This window comes from Actinospica durhamensis (assembly GCF_018139695.1).
Classification (GTDB): domain Bacteria; phylum Actinomycetota; class Actinomycetes; order Streptomycetales; family Catenulisporaceae; genus Actinospica; species Actinospica durhamensis.
Map to the genome: position 1 here is coordinate 1 of NZ_JAGSOG010000019.1, position 19,872 is coordinate 19,872.

The window sequence follows — 19,872 nt, forward strand, 5'->3', positions numbered from 1 at the left end:
GGCCACGGGGGCGGCGGTGGCGGCGTCGGTGGCATCGGCGGTGTCGTGCACGGGGTCACCGGCGGTCACGGCGGCAGCGGCGGCGGCCTCATCGGCGCGCTGGTGGCCGTGGTGATCATCGCGTTCTTCCTGTACATCGCCTACAAGGTGCGCAAGGCCACGAAGTCGCGGGGCCTGAACACGACGTCGGACCGCACGGCCCACTTCTCGGACGCGCAGGCGCGCGCACGGGCCGCCCAGGTCGAAGCGCAGATCGCCCGGCTCGCCGAGACGGATCCGACCTTCGATCCGGATGCGCTCAAGCAGCGGGCGACCTGGCTGTACGTGACCGCCCAACAGGCCTGGACCAACCGCGATCTCGCCACCTTGCAGCAGATCATGTCCCCGGTGCTCTTGCGCAAATGGGCCGACGAACTGGACGACTACGCGTCGCGCGGTGAGGTCAACGTCGTGGAGATCCTCTCCGGCCCGACCGTCGAGTTCGTCGACGTCGCGAACCGCGAGGGCGAGGTCAACGACACCGTCACGTTCCGCATCACCGCGACGCTGAACGACTACGTACGTCGCGCGATCGGCGCGCGGGCCGTGCGCAAGGACGACTCCACGCGACCGGTCGAGTACTGGACATTGCGTAAGAACGAGGCCGGAGAGTGGATCACGGTCTCGATCGAGCAGGCGGCCGAGGGCGCGCATCACCTCACCTCCGCCATCGAGACCGACGGCTGGGACCAGAAGGCGGTCGGTCGTGACGCCGTGCTCGAGGTGGCCGAGCAGAGCTCGGTCCCGGGCGTGAGCGACATCCTCTCGCTCACCGGCATCTCCTGGAGCACCGACGCCGACGCCGCCGCCGTCGACATCAGCCTCGTCGACGGCCGCTTCGACAAGTCGGTGCTCGAGGTCGCCGTGGAGCAGTTCCTCGAGGAATGGGCCATGAACGACGGCAGCCTCGACTTCACGTCCGTGCGCACGGTCAACCGCACCGTCATGCGCGAGGCCGTCGTCCAGTCGATCGAGGTGAGCTCGCTGATCTCGCGCGAACCGATCGTCTTCCGGGTCGCGGTCGGCGCCGAGGGCGTCTACTACGAGGTCGACCGCCGGACCGAAGAGGTCCTGCGCGGCGACGCGCACAAGCGCCGGCCGGTCCGCTTCGCCTTCGACCTGCGGCTGGAGGAGTCGACGGCGAAGGGGTGGACGGTGATCGCCGGAGGCGCTCAGTACCCTGATTCCGGGGTGAACTTCCATTGATCCGGGCTTGCCGGCCCGGGAACGACGTGGGCATGCTCCAGCCGTGACCGATGCCGCGGACTTCGCGTGGGACCCGTTCGGCACGCTGCACGCCGCGCTGTGGATCGGCGGCGCGCAGTGGGCCGGCAAATCCACCGTCGCGCGGATCCTCGCCGCGCGACACGGCCTGACGGCATATCACTACGACTACCACGACGCCCGAGGCCACCTGGAGCGCCGCGTCGCGCGTAGAGCCCGCAGCGGACTGCCCTATGCCGAGGTTCCGGGCCCTGACTGGATCGGCTCGACGCCGGACGCGCTGGCCGAGGACTGCCTCGTCGGCTTCGCCGAGCGGCTGGAATTCGTCTTCGACGATCTGCGTGCGCTGATGAGCCCGCACCCGGTGCTGGCCGAGGGCTACGGTCTGCGGCCGGAGGCGCTCGCGCCGCTGCTCGACGCACCGGACCGCATGATCGTCATGGTGCCCACCGAGGAGTTCCGGCAGCACCAGATCCGTACCCTGCCACGTGCCGGGGCGGTGAGTGCCGACGTGAGCGACCCCGCGCTGGCCCAGGCCAACCGCATCGCACGCGATCGCCTGCTCGCCGACCACGCGGTACGTACGGCTCTGGCACACGGCGTGCGCGTGCTGGAGGTCGACGGCTCCCGCGACGCCGAAGCCGTGGCCGACGAGGTCGCAAGCCGATTCGCCGCGTATCTCCCACAACCGCTGCCCTGACGGAGCCCGGGGCGGCTTTCGCTCACCGGTCGCCGTAGACGCTTGCCCAGTCGTCCTTCATGCTGACCACGGTCCACCCGTGGGTCTGCGCCCGCGCGAGGGCGTCTTCGGCGCCGGCGGTGTAGGCGAACTCGCGCTCGCCGTCGTCGTGCAGGATCAGCAGGCGAAGGCCGGTGCGTTCGCCGGTGCGCGCGAATCGCAGCATGGGGATGTCGCCGTTGGCGTTGCCGCACGCCACTAGGGGTCTGCGACCGGTGCGGCTCCAGATGCGGACGGGTTTCTGCGGACCGTCGTCGAAGAACTCGGTGTGGGACTTGTAGATGAGGCGGGTGTCCTCGGCTTGATCGTCGAAGTCGAGGCCGAGCGCACTGCCGATGACACGTTCGGGCGGCACGCCGTATATGCGCTCGGCGAACGGGCGCATGAAGTCGCGGTCGCCGCCCGAGGCGATGTAGGTGGTGAAGCCCTTGGCTTCCAGGTAGCGCAGCAAATCGGTCATCGGCGCGTAGCCGCAGGAGAGATAAGGGCGCTTGAGCACCGGGTGGACGGCGTCGCGCAGCCACCCGGAGACCTCGGCGGCGAACTCCTCCACCCCCTGGTTCTTGAAGGCCGTTTCGACCGCGCGCATCAGGACCTTCAGGTCCGACTCGTCGCCGTGGTAGTGCTTGACGAGCGCTTGGCCGAGCCACCGGTAGTCGCGTTCGATCGCCGCGCGGTAGGGCTCGCGCGCGGCCAGCGCCGGATCGTGCTCGGCGAGTCGGGCCAGCCGGGAGAGGGTGAAGTCCAACTGGACCGGGATGGGCTTCTCGCTCCACAGGGTGCCGTCGTTGTCGAACACCGCGACGCGTTCGGCAGGCGGCACGAACGCGGGCCCGTGCTCGTCGGTGGCGGCATGGACGAACCCGATGATCGCCTGCCGGGTCGGCGTGTCGTTCCACGAGGGCAGATCGGGGTGCACGCTCATGTCTGGACGCTACCTGCGGGTGCGCACCGCCGCGCGGCGTGCGGGCCGATCGGATCGCCAGCTGAGGTCAGACGCCTGCGTCGGGATCGGTGCGGACGACGCAGCGGAATCCGAGGTGGCAGGTGGAGGTGTCCTCGCTCTCGCCCTGGCGGGCGGCGGGACGGTAGCGCAGGCAGTACTCCGGGGCGCACAGGTGCGAACCGCCCTTGATCACCCGCTGGGCGAGGGCGTCGGCCGGCGACTCCGCCGTACCGCAGCAGCCTGACACCGGCGCCGGCGGGGCGTCTTGGCCGGTCGGATACGGATCGGCGGTCCACTCCCACACGTTGCCGATCATGTCCAGCAGGCCGTAGCCGTTGGGCGGGTAGCTCCCGGCCGGGGTGGTGCCGGGCCGCCCGGACCTCGTGTCGGCCTGCCAGGGGAATCGGCCCTGGAAGGTGTTGGCCATCCGTCGGCCGCCGACGGTCGGTTCGTCGCCCCACGCGTAGGTCGCCCCGCGCAGCCCGCCGCGCGCGGCGTACTCCCACTCGGCTTCGGTCGGCAGCTGCTTGCCCGCCCAGGCCGCGTACGCGCGGGCATCCGAATAGGCGATGTGGGTGACGGGGTGGCGCTCACGTCCGTGCAGCGTGCTGCCCGGCCCCTCGGTGTGACGCCAGTTCGCGCCGGGCTGGTAGCGCCACCACTGCCGGAAGTCGTCCAGTGCGACCGGGCCCGGGGTCGGCGTGAACACCAGCGACCCGGGCACCAGCAGCGCCGGGTCTGCGTCGGGGTAGGCGGCCGGGTCCGGGGCCCGCTCGGCCATGGTGGTGTGGCCGGTGGCTTTGACGAACCGGCGGAACGCGGCGACGGTGACCGGGGTCGTGTCGATGAAGAACCCCTCGACCCGCGCCTCACGCTCCGGACGCTCCTCCGGGTAGAACGCGTCGCTGCCCATCAGGAAGCGTCCGGCCGGGATCCACACCATGTCCTTCGTATCCCGGGCGCCCTCAGTGCCCTTGGTCCGTTCGCCGCGGCCCGCGGCGGCGGGCGCGGGCGGCGCACAGGGGTCGAGCATCTCCTCATGATCGCCGCAGCGGGCGGCGACAAGCACGGCGCCACGCCGGACGCGAGGGCACTCGGATAGCGCACACCCGTCCATTCGGCCGGTGCCGCTCGCCGGGCGGGCCGACGGACGGCGTGTCAGGATCCGAGAAGATCCCCCGGGAGCCCGTGGCTTGTCGAGAGAGCGAGAGATCCATGGCCGTGCCGTTCAAGGGCGTCATCGACATCGACATCCGCGACTCGAAGCCGGACTGGGCGCCGTTCGAGCCGCCCCGGGCCGCGCCCGGCGCCCCGAACGTGCTCTACATCGTGCTCGACGACGTCGGATTCGCCGCGCTCTCCTGCTACGGCGGCCCCGTCGAGACCCCGAACATCGAGCGCATCGCGGCGGCGGGCGTGCGCTACACCCAGTGGCACACCACCTCGCTGTGCTCCCCCACCCGCTCCTGCCTGCTGACCGGGCGCAACCACACCCGCAACAGCATGGCGTGCATCACCGAGGCCGCGATCGGGTTCCCCAACGCCAGCGGCACCATCCCGCCGGAGAACGGGATGCTCTCCGAGATCCTGGCCGAGCGCGGCTGGAACACGTACATGGTCGGCAAGTGGCACCTGTGCCCGACCGACGAGATGAACCTGGCCGCCACCCGCCGCAACTGGCCCAGCGGCCGCGGCTTCGAGCGCTCCTACGGGTTCCTCGGCGCGGAGACCAACCAGTGGTATCCCGACCTGATCCACGACAACCACCCGGTCGACCAGCCGCGTACGCCGGCGCAGGGCTACCACCTCACCGACGACATCACCGACAAGGCGCTGGAGTTCATCAAGGACGGCAAGGCCATCGCGCCGGACAAGCCCTTCTTCCTCTACTACGCCCCCGGCGCCTGCCACGCCCCGCACCACGCGCCCAAGGAGTGGATCGAGAAGTTCAAGGGCCGCTTCGACCTGGGCTACGAGGCCATCCGGGAGAAGATCCTGGCCCGGCAGAAGCAGATGGGCATCGTGCCGCCGGACACCAAGCTGCCCCCGGTCAACCCGATCGGCACCCCGGCGGACCGCACCGGGCCGGACGGCCTGCCCTTCCCCGAGCTGGACTACACCCGTCCGTGGGCCGAGCTGAGCGCCGAGGAGCGGCGCCTGTTCGCCCGGATGGCCGAGGTCTACGCCGGGTTCCTGGCCCACGCCGACCACCACATCGGGCGGCTGCTGGACTATCTCGAGGAGACCGACCAACTGGAGAACACCGTCGTCGTGCTCGTCTCCGACAACGGCGCCAGCGGCGAGGGCGGGCCCAACGGCTCGGTCAACGAGATGAAGTTCGCCAACGGCGTCGCCGACGACATGAGCGAGAACCTCGCCAGGCTCGACGACCTCGGCGGTCCGAAGACGTACAACCACTACCCCAACGGCTGGGCGATGGCGTTCAACACGCCGTTCAAGATGTGGAAGCGCTACGAGTTCAACGGCGGGACCAGCGACCCGTGCATCATCTCCTGGCCCAAGGGCGCCCCGGCCCGCGGCGAGGTCCGCGAGCACTACCACCACGCGGTCGACCTCGTGCCCACGCTGCTCGACCTGCTCGGCGTGGACGCCCCGGCGACGATCAAGGGGCACGTGCAGAGCCCGTTCGACGGCGTGAGCATGGCCCCCGGCCTCGGCGATCCGGCGGCCGACTCCCCGCGCACGACGCAGTTCTACAGCATGCTGGGTTCGCGCTCGGTCTGGCACAAGGGCTGGAAGGCGGTCACCACCCACCCCGCGGTCTCCGGCTGGGGCCACTTCAACGACGACGAGTGGCAGCTCTACCACACCGACGTTGACCGCAGCGAGGTGAGCGACCTGGCCGCGCGGCACCCCGACAAGCTGCGCGAGCTGGTCAACCTGTGGTTCAGGGAGGCCGGCGCCAACCAGGCGTTCCCGCTCGACGACCGCTCGCCGGTGGAGATCCTCGGCACCCCGCGGCCCCAGCTGTCCGAGGTCCGGAACAAGTACGTGTACTTCCCCGGCGCCGCGCCGGTGTCCGAATGGCAGGCGGTCAACACCCGCAACCGCTCCTTCAGCCTCGGCGCCCTCGTCGACGTCGACGGCCCCGAAGCCGAAGGCGTGCTGTTCGCCATGGGCTCGCGCTTCGGGGGCCACGCCCTCTACGTCAAGGACCGGCGCCTGCACTACGTCAACAACTTCGTCGGGATCGTCGAGCAGAAGATCGTCGGCGACCGGGACATCCCGACGGGCCCGAACACGATCCTGTCCGCGTCCTTCGACAAGCAGGGGATGCAGCCGGACGCCGCCACCGGAACGCTGACGATCTACCACGGCGACCAGGCCGTCGGCACGGCTCAGATCAAGACCCAGCTCGGCGCCTTCGCCATCGCCGGAGCAAGCCTCTACATCGGCCGCCACGGCGGCGAGCCGGTCACCGACGACTTCCCCGGCCCGGCCCCGTACCGGTTCACCGGCGGCACCCTGCACCAGGTCAACGTGAACGTCAGCGGCAAGCCGTACCTCGACCTCGAGCGCGAGGCCGCCCTCATGCTGATGCGCGAGTAGAGCTCGGGCGCCGCCCACAGCCGCGACGTACCGGCGGGTAGGGTGATTGCGCGTACCGCCGCCGTCCGAGGAGAGTGCCGCGTGGAGCCGAACGAGATCGCCGACCTGATCGCCCGGATCGAGGAGCAGGAGCGCCGCCTGGTACTGCCCCGCTTCGACAACGACGACGCGTGGCGGCTCGGCCTCGCCCTGGTCGAGCTGGCCCGGGAGCGGTCCGCCGCGGTGACCGTGGACATCCGCCGCAACGGCCAGCAGCTTTTCCACTACGCCCTGCCCGGCACCAGCGCCGACAACGACGCCTGGATCGCCCGCAAGACCCGCACCGTCGACCGCTTCGGCAACTCCTCCTTCCTGGTCGGCCTGCGCGCCGCAGCCAAGGGCCGCACCTTCGAGGACTCCTCCCGCCTTGACCCGGACACCTACGCCGCACACGGCGGCGCGTTCCCCATCACCGTCCTGGACGTCGGCGTCGTCGGCACCGTCGCCGTCTCCGGCCTGCCCCAGGCCGAAGACCACGCCCTCGTCATCGCAGCACTCGAACGCCACCTGGCCGTCTGAGGCCGGGCGACGCCGGTCAGAGGCGCGGGGCCTTAGAACCGGGGGCCGTCCGGGGGCGGCTCCACGTGCACGTGGGGTTCTTGGGCAGCGAGTTGGTCGGGGCCGATCGCGGTGAAACCGAGTACGGCGGTCAGGGCGAAGGCGAGGACGCCGACTACGTGGCCTGCGTCGTCGTCGGCGAAGACCAGGAGGACGCAGCCGGCGACGAAGCAGGCCAGGGCGCCGCGGGCCGCCCAGGCGGGGCGTAGGGCGTCGCCGCGCTCGGGGCGTTCGAGTACCGGCCCGCGACGGTCGGCGTCGAGGCGGCCGGCGAGGCTGAGGCGGAAGAGCAGGGCTAGGCTGGGGAAGAGGATCACGGCCCCGATGGCGATCGCGACGATGAGGGCGACCAGGGTGGTGTTGTCGGCCGCCGCGGTGCGCACGGACAGGCCCGGCAGCAGGTCCGGGCGTTGCGCCGCGGCCCAGCCGCCGAGGAGGGCGGCCACGGCGATCGCGGCGGCGAGGCGGGCGACGGAGTAGCGGCGGGAGCGGACCAGGGCCATGCTGAGCAGGCCCGCCGCCGCGGAGACGATCACCGCGGCCAGGCCGAGCCCCCTGGTCAGGCCCTGGTAGAGGTGCGGCGCGTCGTGGTGGGAGACGGCGAGCGCCGCCAGGGCGAGGACGCCGGTGGCCGCGCCGGCCCCGAGCGCGCGGCTGCGGAAGGCGTCGCCGAGTCCTGCGGCGGGGAACCTGCGGGCGTCGGCGGCCAGGTAGACGGCGGCCAGGAACGCCCCGGTGCTGACCGCGATCGCCCCGCTCAGCAGCGAGAGGGCGTTGGTCCAGCTGCTGTACGGGGCGCCGAGGGCGTTGCCGACCGGGACCCGGCCGGAGGCGATGGCGCCGATGCAGGTGCCGAGCATGAACGGGGTCAGCACCGAGGAGACGGCGAAGGCGGTGTCGATCACCCGCCGCTCGCGCGGGAGGTCGGTGGCGTTGTGCAGGGCGTAGCACAGGCCGCGCAGGATGATGCCGAGCAGGGCGAGGAACAGCGGCACGGCGAGGCTGGAGAAGACCGAGCCGAAGAAGACCGGATATCCGGTCCACAGCACCGTGATCACCAGGATGAGCCAGACGTGGTTGGCCTCCCACACCGGGGCGATGGCGCGGTGGGCGTGGTCGCGCAGTTCGCGGCCGTACGCGCCGAAGCCGGCCAGCAGCTGCCAGAACCCGGCGCCGAAGTCGGCCCCGCCCAGCACGGTGTAGAGCACCAGGCCGACGAGCGCGATCGCCAGCGGGGTCAGATCGAGGATCATCGGGGCTCCGCCTCAGCTCGTCACGGGCAGCGGGCCCTGCTCGCCGCCGTCCACCGGGTACACCGTCGGGCGCGGGGGTCCGTCGGCCGGCATGGGGATCTTGGCGAGCCGGTGCAAGGCCCACAGGGTGCTGACGATCAGGACCGCGTAGGCGGCGGCGAGCAGGCCGTAGCCGATCGGGATGGAGCCGGCGCCGGTGACCGCGGCGTCGGTGCGCATCACCATGTACACGACCCAGGGCTGGCGGCCCACCTCGGTGGTGACCCAGCCGCCGATCAGCGCCAGGTAGGACAGCGGCCCGGCGACGGCGAGGGCGCGGTAGAACCAGCGGGTGAGCGGCAGCCGGCGGTGGCGCCAGAGGGTGAGGAAGTAGACGACGGCGAGCAGCGCGAGCAGCGTGCCGACGCCGACCATGATCTGGAAGGAGAAGCGCACCAGGTTGACCGGCGGCTGGTCCGCGGCGGGCACGATGTCCAGGCCCTGCACCGTCGCGTTCCAGCTGTGGAACGCGAGCAGCGAGAGCAGGTGCGGAATGGCGATTCCGTACTCGACGTGCCCGTCGGTGTAATAGCCGAGCAGGTGCTCGGAGGCGCCGTTCGTGCTCTGGCCGAGCCCTTCGATCGCGGCGAGTTTGACGGGCTGTTGGGTGGCGACCTGGCGCGCGGCCCAGTCCCCGACGACGACCTGCATCGGGGCGGCCAGCGCGGCCGCGCTCAGCGGCACGGTCAGGGCGGTGCGCTCGTAGCGGCCCCAGCGTCCGCGCAGCCGGCCGACCGCGTAGGCGCCGGCGACCAGGAAGCCGGTGACCATGTTGCCGGCCAGGTACATGTGCACCAGCTCGTGCCAGAAGTACGTGTTGCCGTACAGGGCCAGCAGCGGGCGCACGTCGGTGACGTGGCCCTGGGCGTCGACGGTGAAGCCCTGCGGATGGTTCATCCAGCCGTTGATCGACATGACCATGAAGGAGCCGATGATGCCGGCGACCACGATGGGCAGCGCGCACAGGAAGTGCACCCGCGGGGAGAGCCGGTCCCAGCCGTACACGTAGATGCCGAGGAAGATCGCCTCAAGGAAGAAGGAGAATCCCTCGATGGCGAATCCGAGCCCGAACACGCTGCCGAAGGTCCCGGTGAACGCGGGCCACAGCAGCCCCATCTCGAAGCTGAGCACCGTGCCGGTGACCACGCCCGCGGCGAACAGGGTGACCATGACGCGGGTCCAGCGGCGGGCGAGGGTGCGGTAGAGCACGTCTCCGGTGCGCAGGTAGCGCCACTCGACGAAGGCCACCAGCGCCGGGAAGGCGATGCCGAAGCAGACCAGCGGGATGTGCACCATGAAGGACATGGCCTGCATCTGCCGGGCCTGGAGCAGGTAGGCCTGCATGACCGGCGGCAGCGGCGGGGACGTGGCGAGGCTGAAGGTCAAGGCGTGCGCTCCGGTGCGGCCTGGGACGTGGTGACCGTGACCAGCTGATGCTTCATCAGCGGCTGGTCGCTCTGCCTGCTGTAGTCGTCGAGGCCGCACAGGATGTTGAGTTCGGGCATGTAGCCGGCCACGCTGCCGGGCGGGATGTCGTACTCGATCACCCGGTAGCCGTGGACCGAGCGGGTGCTGCCGTCGCGGGCGTGGCTGGTGATGTCGATCAGGGCGAACTCGGCCAGGCCCCGCGCGTCCATGTCCATGCGGTTCATCAGCAGCAGGGTGCGCAGGTTCTTGACCCCGCGGTAGCGGTCGTTGTCCGAGTAGACGGTGGTGTTCCACTGGTCGTGCGAACGCATCGTGGACAGCACGAGCATGCCCTCGGGCGGGGTCACGTCCGGAAGCTCGCTCGAGCAGAACTCGGCGCGGCCGCTCTCGGTGTGGAACTCGCGCACCCGGGCGGGCTGGGTGATGCGGAAGCCGAGCGGCTCGCGCACCCGGCGGTTGAAGTCCTCGAACCCCGGCAGCACCCGGGCCATCGTGTCGCGGATCCGGTCGTAGTCCTCGACGTACCACTCCCACGGCGTCTTGGACTCCGGCAGCGTCGCCCGCGCCATCCCGGCCACGATCGCGCACTCGGACTTGAGGTCCGGGGACTTCGCGTTGCGCATGCCGACGGAGATGTGCACCTCGCTCATCGCGTCCTCGACGCTCACGCCCTGCTCCCCCGAGGCCTGCACGTCCCGCTCGGTGCGGCCGAGGCACGGCAGGATGAGCGCGGCGCGGCCGTGCACGAGGTGGCTGCGGTTGAGCTTCGTGCTCGTCTGCACGGTCAGTTCGGTGCCGCGCAACGCGGCGGTGGTCACGTCGGTGTCGGGGGCCGCGAGCACGAAGTTGCCGCCCATCGCGACGAACACCTTCACCCGCCCCTCGCGCATCGCCTTGATCACGGCGACGGTGTCGAGCCCGTGCTCACGCGGCGAGCGGATGCCGCAGACCTCGTCGAGCGCGTCGAGGAACCCGGGCGCCGGGCGGTGGTCGATGCCGCAGGTGCGGTTGCCCTGGACGTTGCTGTGGCCGCGCACCGGCGAGGGCCCGGCGCCCTCCCGGCCGAGGTTCCCCCGCAGCATCAGAAGGTTGACGATCTCGCGGACGGTGTCGACCCCGTGGTCCTGCTGGGTGACGCCGAGGCACCAGGACACGACGGTGCGCCCGGCCGCCAGGTAGCGCTCGGCCAGCTCGCGGATCCGCTCCTCGGCGACCCCGGACTGGCGCACCAGTTCGGCCCAGTCGGTCGCCCGGACCAGGTCGCGGTAGGACTCGAACCCCGAGGTGTGCCGCTCGATGAACTCGGCGTCGAGCACGGCCGGATCCCGCTCGGCCCGCTCCAGCACCGCCTTCGCGACCCCGCGCAGCAGGGCCAGGTCGCCGCCGACGCCGACCTGCACGGACATGGTCCCGGTGGAGGTGGCGTGGAACGTGGCCATCGCGGCGAACTCGTGCGGCACGATGGTGCGCCGGGCGGCGGCCTCGATCAGGGGGTTGACGTGGACGATCTGGGCGCCGCGCCGCTGCGCCTTGGCCAGCGTGGTGAGCATGCGCGGGGCGTTGGAGGCCGCGTTCACGCCCATGATGATCAGCAGGTCCGCCGCGTCCCAGTCGCGGATGTCGCAGGTGCCCTTGCCGGTGCCGAGCGAGGCCTGCAGGGCGCGGCCGGTAGCCTCGTGGCACATGTTCGAGCAGTCCGGCAGGTTGTTGGTGCCGAACTCGCGCGCCCACAGCTGGTAGAGGAACGTCGCCTCGTTGTTGAGCCGGCCCGAGGTGTAGAACGCGGCCTGGTCGGGGTGCTCGAGTCCCCGCAGCGTCCGGCCGACCAGCGCGAACGCGTCCGGCCAGGAGATCGGGACGTACTTGTCCGACGTCTCGTCATAGACCATCGGCTCGCTCAGCCGACCTTGCTTCTCGAGCGCGTAGTCGGGCCAGCCCGAGAGCTCGGTGACGGTGTGCGCGGCGAAGAACTCCCGATTCGTCTTCTTCGGGGTCATCTCCCAGGTGACGTGCTTGATGCCGTTCTCGCAGATGTCCAGATGCAGGCCCTTGATGTCGTCCGGCCAGGCGCAGCCGGGACAGTCGAAGCCGCCGTTCTCGTGGTTCATCTTGAGGATCGAGAGCGGGCCGCGCACCGGTTCGTGCGTTTTGGCCACCACCCGCGTCACGCTGCGGGCCGCGCCCCAGCCGGCCGAGGGCGCCTCGTCGTCCTCCTGGGAGATGTCGCCAGGGCGGTTCGGCCCGCGGCCGCGCGCGGCGACCCCCGGCGCCCCGCGGCCCAGGTCGTCGCCGGGACGTCCCTCGGTTTCCGTCGGGTCCATGACTTCGCCCTCCGCCGTGCCAGATCGGGTCCGTTCGGAACGGCCCGTCGCGGCGGCATGGCTCTGTCATCACCGCCGCGACGTGCAGCTGCGTACCTCCCAATGTGGCATTTCGCGGTGACCGGTGCACGCGACGCCGCCGGGCGTACCCGGCGGCGGGGCCGTTCGGATGACCGAGACGGGGCGGGTCCGCCTCAGTCGAAGGTGACCACGACCTTGTCGGCCGCACCGGGCGTGGCCGCGGTCTCGAGCGCCTCGAGCGCGTCGTCGAAGGGGAAGCGGTGGCTGATGATATGGGCGTACTCGTCCCGGTCGGCGATGATCGACTCGGTGACCTGGAAGATCTCGTCCGGGTAGCCCATGGCGGTGACGATGGTGACCTCGGCCGCGAGCACGGCGCCGAAGTCGACCGGGACCGGCTTCTTGTGCACGGCCACGACGCCGATCGTGGCGAGGTGCTTCGCGCAGGCCAGGGCGGTCTCCAGGACGGCCGGGACCCCGGCGGCGTCGAAATAGACGTCGGTGCCGACCCGGGGCTTGCCGACCGCGTCGGCGCCGGGGCCGTGCAGTTCCAGCAGCCGGGCGGCGACGTCCTCCTTCGAGCTGTCGATCACCGCGTCGGCGCCGACGAGCAGGGCCTTGTCCAGGCGGGACGCGATGATGTCGACGACGACCACGTGGCCGACGCCCTTGCTCTTGTAGCCGATCACCGCGCCAAGGCCGATGGGTCCGGCGCCGAACACGACGACCTTGTCGCCGGGCTTGGGCTCGGTGCGGTTGACGCCGTGGTAGGCCACGGCCATCGGCTCGTTGAGCGCGGCCACCTCGAACGGCAGGTCCGCCGGGATGACCGCGACCGAGACGCCGAGCTTTGCGTCGCTGATCCGCAGCAGGTCGGTCAGCGCGCCGGTCGGGCCGCCGTTGCCGATGCGTCCCTGCGGGTCGCCGAGCGGATTGACCACGACGTGGTCGCCGACGCGCAGGCCGGCCACGTCCGCGCCCACCTCGGTGACGATCCCGGCGGCCTCGTGGCCGAGCGGGGTGTGGCCCTGGCGCGGGGGGATGCCGCCCACGTGGGCGTAGAAGGAGTCTGACCCGCAGATGCCGCAGGCCTTGACCTTGACCAGGATGTCGCGGGGCCCGCAGACGGGCTCGGCCTCCTCCACGAAGGAAACCTGGTCGACTCCGGTGACCATCACCATACGCATGATTCTCCTGTCCTGACCGCTGCGGCGGCGCCGCAGCGGGCTGATCGGGTGACGAGTGTGAAAGACCTCTGCCGTATGAGGCCGCCGGCTGGATGAGGCCGCCGGCTGTGTGAGACCGCTGACTGTGTGAGACCGCCGGGTCAGCCGCGGCCGAGCTGGAGGTGCCCGCTGCGCACGGCCGCGATGACGCCGCCGTCCACCAGCAGGTCGGTGCCGGTGACGAAGGAGGCGTCCGGGCCGAGCAGGAAGGCGGCGGCCGCCGCGATGTCCTCGGGCGTGCCCAGCCGGCCGGTGCCGGAGGCGGCGACCATCGCGCGCATCGACGCCCCGCTCTCGCCCTCCAGCTCCTGACGGCCCATCGCGGTGGAGATCACTCCGGGGCTGACGGAGTTGACCCGGGCGCCGCGCCGGCCCCAGGCGACGCTGGCCTCACGCACCCGGATCTGGTTGGCCTGCTTGGCGAAACTGTAGGCGAGCCGACCCAGTGTCGCGGCGTCGACATACGGGAGCTCGAGCAGCTGCTCGGCCGGGGTGTGGGCGAGTTCCCGCGTCTGCTCCGGGGTCAGGGCGCCCGGGTGCAGGTAGGCGGACATACTCGAGATCATCACACCGGAGCCGCCCGGGGCTATCACGCGGGCGAACTCGTCCAGCACCAGCGCGGTGCCCACCAGGTCCACCTTCAGCACGGCTTCGGCGGGCGCCTGGACCGGAGAGAGGCCGGCGGTGTGCACCACGTGGGTGACCCGGCCCAGCTCGGCGGCGTGGTCCGCGAGCTCGGCGACCGAGGCGCGGGAGGAGACGTCCACCTGCCGGGTGGCGACGTCGTGGCCGTTCTCGCGCAGCTCCTCGGCGAACGACTTCAGGATGGTCTCGTTGAAGTCGGCGATCAGCACCTTGCGACCCGACCCCAGCCTTCGGGCGACGGCCTGCCCCATGCCTCCGACGCCGATGACCACCAGGACCTGGGAGTCCATCAGTACCTCCAACTAATTACGTTACGGAACGTTTCTAAATCTACTCCGACGAGGACCGCCGAGGGAAGGCACCGGCCCACCGCCCGGGCGCGTCCGTAGGATGGCGCCATGACCGAGGAGCGACGGCGTGGCCGGCCCCGAACCCGGGAGACGGACCTGGCGATCCTCACCGCGGCCCGGGAGGTGCTGCTGGAGGACGGCTACGGACGTCTGACCATGGAGCACGTCGCGGCGCGTGCGGGGGTGGGCAAGCCGACCGTGTACCGGCGCTGGCCGTCCAAGGCTCAGCTGGTCGGGGAGACGATGCTGCACGCGTACACGCAGGCGGTGGCCGGAGCGCCGGACGGGCCCGTGGACAGCGGCGACATCGGGCGCGATCTGGCCGCCTGGCTCCACACCTGCGCCCAGGTCGCCGCCGACCCGCGCACCGGCCCGTTGGTGCTCGCGCTCGCCGCCGCGTCGGCGGCCAGCCCGGAGGACGCCGACACGCTGCAGGAGGCGTTCACCCGCACCCAGCACCTCGCCGTCGTGCACCGCCTTGAGGTGGCGGTCAAGTCGGGGCAGTTGCGCGAAGACGTGGCCTTGGACGCGATCGCCGACGCGCTGATCGGCACGGTCCTGTACCGGCTGCTCACCGGCAGGTCCGGGGATCCCGGGCAGTGGGTGGAACCTACGGTCGAGCTCGTTCTGCGCGGAAGCGCCCCGCCTGGCCGGTAATGCCCCGCGCGCCCCGGGCGAGCGCCGAAACCAGCGGTCCGCGGGAGAGCAGCGTGCGCGCTCCACCGCCGGAGGCCATCACGTCGGTCGAGGTCGCCAGGACGCTGCTCAGACCGTGGTGCGAGAAGCCGTTGACCGTGGCCATGGCGAGGTCGGCCGGGAGCATGAGGCACAGCACCGGGGTCTTCGTGATCAGCACGGCGATTCGCGGCAGCTTGGAGATCTGCGCGCCCGCCGTCACCGACAATGCCGTCCCGACGCAGGCGACGGCGTCGCCGAGCAGGCCGGTATAGAGGTGGCCGCCGGCCCAGCCCGCCACGATCCCCACGACCAGGGCGAGCCAGAGCACCGCCTTGCCCGACCGTTCCGACCTGAGCCGCTCGGCTCGTTCGGCCTGTTCCGCTCTCATCCTCAGCACTGTTGTCGTCCTCCTCGGCACCACGACGGGCTGGATGGCTGGATGTATCCAGCCTGCCCCGGCACCCGGCACGACCGCAGTGACCCTGGCTCCCCGATCCGGGGTGGAGCGCGCTACACCTTCGAGGCGTCGGGGCCGTCGGTCCGCGGCCACGGCTGGCTGCCGAGCCGCTCGATGCCGGAGTTGAACCGGCGCAGCAGCAGGGCGAACTGGGCGATGTCGGCTTCGGGCCAGTCGGCCATGACGGCGTCGAGGGCGCGGACGTTGAAGTCGCGGTCCTGGTCCAGGTGCTGCTGGCCGAGCTCGGTGATGCGGAACTTGCGGGCCATCCCGCCCGCCGGGTCGGCGATGCGCTCGACCAGGCCGGCCTTCATGGCGGCGCCGGTCTGCCGGTTGACGGTGGAGGTGTCGAGGTCGAAGGCCTCGCTGATCTCCCCGATCGACATCGGCCCCTGCAGGCTGATCCGGCTGAGCAGGATGTAGGCGCTCTTCTCCAGCAGCCGGCCCTGCACGCGCCCGTGCGAGGCCAGGCCGAACCGGCTCAGCACCATCTGCTCGAACTCGACCTCGCCCGTGGCCCTGGCCATGATCCGCCGCCTTCCTTCGCTCGGGACCCATTCCACCATCCCGGCGCGGTGGACGTCCGCCGCGGAGCTTATGCACACGCCATGTTTTATGCATAGTGCAGCAGATGTGTATAGTACATAAGTAGTCGCCACCGCGAGAAGAAGTCAGCGCGCACAGAAGCCATCGCCGAGGAGCCCGCCCATGTCCCTCACCGCCGCCTCACCCCCGGCCCGGTCCACCGCCGTCATCGCCACGCTCGCCTTCGCGGGCACGGTGGCGGCCGTCATGCAGACCCTGGTCACCCCGCTCATCGGCGATCTGCCGAAGATGCTGCACACCACCTCCGCCAACGCCACCTGGGTCATCACCGCGACCCTGCTGGCCTCCGCCGTGTGCACCCCGATCTCCGGGCGCCTCGGCGACATGTTCGGCAAGCGCCGGATGCTGCTCATCTGCGTGGTCCCGCTGCTGGCCGGCTCGGTCGTGTGCGCCCTGTCCTCGTCCGTGCTGCCGATGATCGTCGGCCGCGGCCTGCAGGGCATGGGGATGGGCATGGTCCCGCTCGGCGTCTCGCTGCTGCGCGACGTCGTGCCCGCCGAAAAGCTCTCCAGCTCCATCGCCCTGGTCAGCGCCTCGATGGGAATCGGCGGCGCGCTCGGCCTGCCCATCTCGGCCGCCGTGGCCCAGTACGCCGACTGGCGCGTGCTGTTCTGGGGCTCGGCCGTACTGGCCCTGATCATCGGCGCCCTGGTCGGCATCCTGATCCCGCACGCCCCCGGCGACACCGGCATACGCCAGCGGTTCGACCTGCTCGGCGGCCTGGGCCTGGGCGCGGGCCTGGTCTGCTTCCTGCTGCCGGTGAGCAAGGGCGCCGAGTGGGGCTGGACCTCCGGCACCACGCTCGGCCTGTTCGTCGCCGCCGTGGTGCTGCTGCTCGGCTGGGGCCTGTGGGAGCTGCGCAACTCCGCGCCGCTGGTGGACCTGCGCACCACCGCCCGCCCGCGGGTGCTCACCACCAACGTCGCGTCGATCTTCGTCGGCATCGGCATGTACTCCAGCTCGCTGATCATGCCTCAGCTGCTGCAGTTCCCGGTGGCCAGCGGCTACGGACTGGGTCAGTCCCTGCTGGCCACCGGCCTGTGGATGGCCCCCGGCGGCGTCATGATGATGCTGATCTCGCCGCTCGGCGGCAAGCTCACCAACGCCCGCGGCCCGAAGTTCACCCTGATCTGCGGTGTCCTGGTGCAGGCCTGCGGCTACGCGCTCTCGCTCGGCCTGATGAGCCACGCCTGGGGCATCATGGCCTCGATCATGGTCATCAACGCCGGCACCGGACTCGCCTACGGCGCCATGCCGGCCCTGATCATGGGCTCGGTCCCGCTGTCCGAGACCGCCGCGGCCAACTCCTTCAACACCCTGATGCGCGCCCTGGGCACCTCGATCGGCTCCGCCATCGTCGGCGTGGTGCTCGCCCAGATGACCACCGATCTCGGCGGAGCCGCCGTCACCTCCGAGGGCGGTTTCCGGACCGGCCTGCTCATCGGGGGCGGCGTCGCCGTGCTCGCCGCGGCCCTGGCCGGCCTCATCCCGAACCTGCGCGAGGACCGCTCGGAGCTCTCGATCCCGGAGGGCGAACGGGAAGCCGTCGACGCCTGACGGTCACCGGCCCGGACTCACGCCGAAGCCAGGACACGCACATCCCACGCGCCGAGCCGGATCGGGGCGTCCGCGGCGATCGCGGCGCCGGTGAGCACGTCGGTCAGCGCCTCCGGGGCGAGGACCCGGGCCGGGTCGAAGCTCCAGTTGTGCAGGATGTGCACACGCCGGCCGTCCTGGGCGGTGCCGGTGGTGGCCGTGGCCGAGGCGGGCAGGTCGCGCCAGCCCGCCACCGGCGTGGGCGTGAGCCACTGGACCAGCGTGCGCGCCAGGCCGCGGCCGGGAACCGTCCCGACGTACGTGACCTGGCCTTGCCCGTGCCGCCGGGTGGTCACCGCGGGCCAGAGCCCGAAGTGCCTGTGCTGATACGAGACCAGGATCTCGGCGTCGGTCGCGGTCAGCGCCTCGGCCCACCGGGTGGCGACCGCGTCGCGCGGCAGCTCGAACGGACAGCCCGCCGCCGCACGCAGGGGTAAGGGGGCTGCGAGGTTGCTGAACTCCTCGTAGCTCACGCCCGCGGCCGCGGACAGGCGCGCGGGCGCCGGCTCGTTGCGGGCCCGGCCCTCGTGGTCGGCGTACGCGGTGCGCGGGCCGAGCACGAGGTGTCCGCCGGCCTGCGCGTAGGCCGCGAGCCAGTCGAGAGTGGAGTCCTCGGCGAGGTAGAGGCCGGGGACGACCATGACGCGGTGGCGCTCGGCCGCCTCCTCGGGCGTGAGTCCGGGGCGCCGGCCGCTGGGGTCGTGCAGCTGCCGGACGTGGATGATCCGGGCCTGGCGGCCGGCCTCGAACGCGCCGCGGTAGAAGGAGTCGAAGATCGCGTGGTAGGCGTCCGGGTCCGGGCTGCCGTCCGGCAGGGCGAGCGGCGGGTACTTCTGCATCAGCCATTTGCTGGGGGTCGAGTAGACGAACGCGAGGTCCGCGTCCGGTTCGAGCCCTGCGACGAGCGGGCCGGCGGTCTCGAACTCGGAGCCGAGCCGGGCGAGTTCGGCGTACGCGCGGCCGGGCCTGCCACTGTGCGGCAGGACTCCGCCCCAGTAGGTCTCCGCGCCGAAGTGCAGCGTCTGCCACTGCCAGTACTCGATCATCCGGGCGCCGCGGCCGACCAGCGCCCAGGCCGCCTGGCGCCACTGGCCGTCGTAGGCCGGACGGTTGTCCCAGGGCGTGCCGATGGACTGCGCGTTGGTCTCGGTGATCAGGAACGGGGCCTGGAGCGAGGAGAACATCCAGTCCGCAGTCTCGTACAGCGCCCACACGCCGTTGGTCTTCCAGAACTGGCGTTCCTCGCGCTCGTCGGGCAGCGCCAGCGCGTCCTGCATGTCGTAGTACGGGTTGCCGGAGGCGATGTCCAGGCTGTCGGTCAGTTCGTCGTCCTCGACCGCGGGGCGGGTGTAGGAGATGCAGGTGGTGACGAACTGCTCCGGGCGGGCGTACTCGCGCACGATCTCGGCCTGCCAGGCGATGAACTCGGTGGTCTGCCTGGCCTGGAAGGCGCGCCAGGCCACGTCGTACTGCGGCTGCGCGTTGCCGTCGGGCGTCCACAGGTCGGCCCAGGTCGAGAGCCGGTGCGACCAGTAGACCAGGCCCCACTCCCGGTTGAGCGTCTCCACGTCCCCGTACTCGGCGCGCAGATGGTCGACGAAGCGCTGGAAGACGCCGTGGTTGTGCAGCAGTTCGAGGCCGGGCTCGTTGTCGACCTGGAAGCCGATGACGGCCGGGTGCGCGGCGTAGCGGGTGAGGATCCGACGGATCACCCGCTCGGCGTGGAAGCGGAAGCCCGGATGGGTGAAGTCCACCTCCTGCCGCGCGCCCCAGCCGATGCGCTGCCCGGTGGCGCGCTCGCCGGTGATCTCGGGATACTGGCGGGCGAGCCACGGCGGGACCGCGTAGGTCGGGGTGCCGAGGACGACGGATATGCCGCGCTCGTGCGCGCCGTCGAGTACCGGCTGGAGCCACTCCAGGTCGAACCGGCCGTTCTCCGGCTCCCAGGTGGACCAGACCGACTCGCCGACCCGGATGACCGAGAAGCGGGCGTCGGCCATCAGGTCCAGGTCCGTCTTGAGCCGGTCGGCCGGCTGGTACTCGTGGTAGTAGGCGGCACCGAAAAGGACGCGGGCGGGCAGTACCGCCATGGGGGCCTCCGAAGCGTGATCGTGGTGGTGCGGGTGCGAGTGCCGAT

At 71.3% G+C, this 19,872-nt stretch carries 16 protein-coding genes; 6 read left to right on the plus strand and 10 right to left on the minus strand.

The window, feature by feature from the left end:
* Both KDL01_RS06540 and KDL01_RS06545 read left to right on the plus strand, forming a co-directional pair.
* On the plus strand, positions 1-1,245 hold a 1,245-nt coding region (locus KDL01_RS06540; protein ID WP_212527436.1), incomplete at its 5' end, for a Tim44 domain-containing protein.
* A gap of 43 nt (positions 1,246-1,288) precedes the next feature.
* Entirely contained in the window at positions 1,289-1,963 is a 675-nt protein-coding gene (locus tag KDL01_RS06545) for a hypothetical protein (RefSeq protein WP_212527437.1), read from the plus strand.
* A 22-nt stretch (positions 1,964-1,985) separates the two neighbouring features.
* Here KDL01_RS06545 and KDL01_RS06550 read toward each other — a convergent pair whose 3' ends face one another.
* Together KDL01_RS06550 and KDL01_RS06555 are read right to left on the minus strand one after the other, a co-directional pair.
* Complete coding sequence (locus KDL01_RS06550) at positions 1,986-2,927, minus strand: HAD family hydrolase (RefSeq protein WP_212527438.1); 942 nt, start codon at positions 2,925-2,927, stop codon at positions 1,986-1,988.
* 67 nt (positions 2,928-2,994) lie between these two features.
* On the minus strand, positions 2,995-3,891 hold the full coding sequence (locus KDL01_RS06555; RefSeq protein WP_368861521.1) for a formylglycine-generating enzyme family protein: 897 nt from the start codon (positions 3,889-3,891) through the stop codon (positions 2,995-2,997).
* Between the two features lie 272 nt (positions 3,892-4,163).
* Between KDL01_RS06555 and KDL01_RS06560 the strand changes: the two genes are divergently transcribed.
* A complete protein-coding gene (locus tag KDL01_RS06560) occupies positions 4,164-6,518 on the plus strand; it encodes an arylsulfatase (RefSeq protein WP_212527440.1) in 2,355 nt (784 codons plus the stop codon).
* Positions 6,519-6,599: 81 nt separating this feature from the next.
* Positions 6,600-7,076, plus strand: a complete 477-nt coding sequence (locus tag KDL01_RS06565; RefSeq protein ID WP_307846141.1) for a heme-degrading domain-containing protein — start codon at positions 6,600-6,602, stop codon at positions 7,074-7,076.
* A gap of 32 nt (positions 7,077-7,108) precedes the next feature.
* Here the strand turns inward: KDL01_RS06565 and KDL01_RS06570 are convergent, their stop codons facing one another.
* The 5 genes from KDL01_RS06570 to KDL01_RS06590 all read right to left on the minus strand — a co-directional run bounded on the left by KDL01_RS06570 (position 7,109) and on the right by KDL01_RS06590 (position 14,338).
* Positions 7,109-8,368 (minus strand): cytochrome d ubiquinol oxidase subunit II, encoded by a 1,260-nt coding sequence (locus tag KDL01_RS06570; RefSeq protein WP_212527441.1) that lies wholly within the window; start codon positions 8,366-8,368, stop codon positions 7,109-7,111.
* A 12-nt stretch (positions 8,369-8,380) separates the two neighbouring features.
* A complete protein-coding gene (locus KDL01_RS06575; RefSeq protein ID WP_212527442.1) occupies positions 8,381-9,793 on the minus strand; it encodes a cytochrome ubiquinol oxidase subunit I in 1,413 nt (470 codons plus the stop codon).
* Complete coding sequence (locus KDL01_RS06580) at positions 9,790-12,156, minus strand: FdhF/YdeP family oxidoreductase (RefSeq protein WP_212527443.1); 2,367 nt, start codon at positions 12,154-12,156, stop codon at positions 9,790-9,792. Before KDL01_RS06580 ends, KDL01_RS06575 begins: the two co-directional genes overlap by 4 nt.
* Before the next feature lie 194 nt (positions 12,157-12,350).
* The gene (locus tag KDL01_RS06585) at positions 12,351-13,364 is read right to left on the minus strand and encodes a zinc-dependent alcohol dehydrogenase (RefSeq protein ID WP_212527444.1); all 1,014 of its coding nucleotides are present in this window, start codon (positions 13,362-13,364) and stop codon (positions 12,351-12,353) included.
* A 140-nt stretch (positions 13,365-13,504) separates the two neighbouring features.
* Positions 13,505-14,338: an SDR family oxidoreductase gene (locus tag KDL01_RS06590; protein WP_212527445.1), complete on the minus strand. Its 834-nt coding sequence runs from the start codon at positions 14,336-14,338 to the stop codon at positions 13,505-13,507.
* A 108-nt stretch (positions 14,339-14,446) separates the two neighbouring features.
* Between KDL01_RS06590 and KDL01_RS06595 the strand changes: the two genes are divergently transcribed.
* Positions 14,447-15,055: a TetR/AcrR family transcriptional regulator gene (locus KDL01_RS06595; protein ID WP_212527446.1), complete on the plus strand. Its 609-nt coding sequence runs from the start codon at positions 14,447-14,449 to the stop codon at positions 15,053-15,055.
* Here the strand turns inward: KDL01_RS06595 and KDL01_RS06600 are convergent.
* Together KDL01_RS06600 and KDL01_RS06605 are read right to left on the minus strand one after the other, a co-directional pair.
* Positions 15,009-15,464: a hypothetical protein gene (locus KDL01_RS06600; protein WP_212527447.1), complete on the minus strand. Its 456-nt coding sequence runs from the start codon at positions 15,462-15,464 to the stop codon at positions 15,009-15,011. The two genes, KDL01_RS06595 and KDL01_RS06600, sit on opposite strands and share 47 nt — an antisense overlap.
* Positions 15,465-15,586: 122 nt before the next feature.
* Entirely contained in the window at positions 15,587-16,060 is a 474-nt protein-coding gene (locus KDL01_RS06605; RefSeq protein ID WP_212527448.1) for a MarR family winged helix-turn-helix transcriptional regulator, read from the minus strand.
* 181 nt (positions 16,061-16,241) lie between these two features.
* Between KDL01_RS06605 and KDL01_RS06610 the strand changes: the two genes are divergently transcribed.
* Positions 16,242-17,696, plus strand: coding sequence for an MFS transporter (locus KDL01_RS06610; RefSeq protein WP_212527449.1), 1,455 nt, complete (start codon positions 16,242-16,244; stop codon positions 17,694-17,696).
* A gap of 17 nt (positions 17,697-17,713) precedes the next feature.
* Here KDL01_RS06610 and KDL01_RS06615 read toward each other — a convergent pair whose 3' ends face one another.
* Complete coding sequence (locus KDL01_RS06615; protein WP_212527450.1) at positions 17,714-19,825, minus strand: beta-galactosidase; 2,112 nt, start codon at positions 19,823-19,825, stop codon at positions 17,714-17,716.
* Between the last annotated feature and the right edge of the window lie 47 nt (positions 19,826-19,872).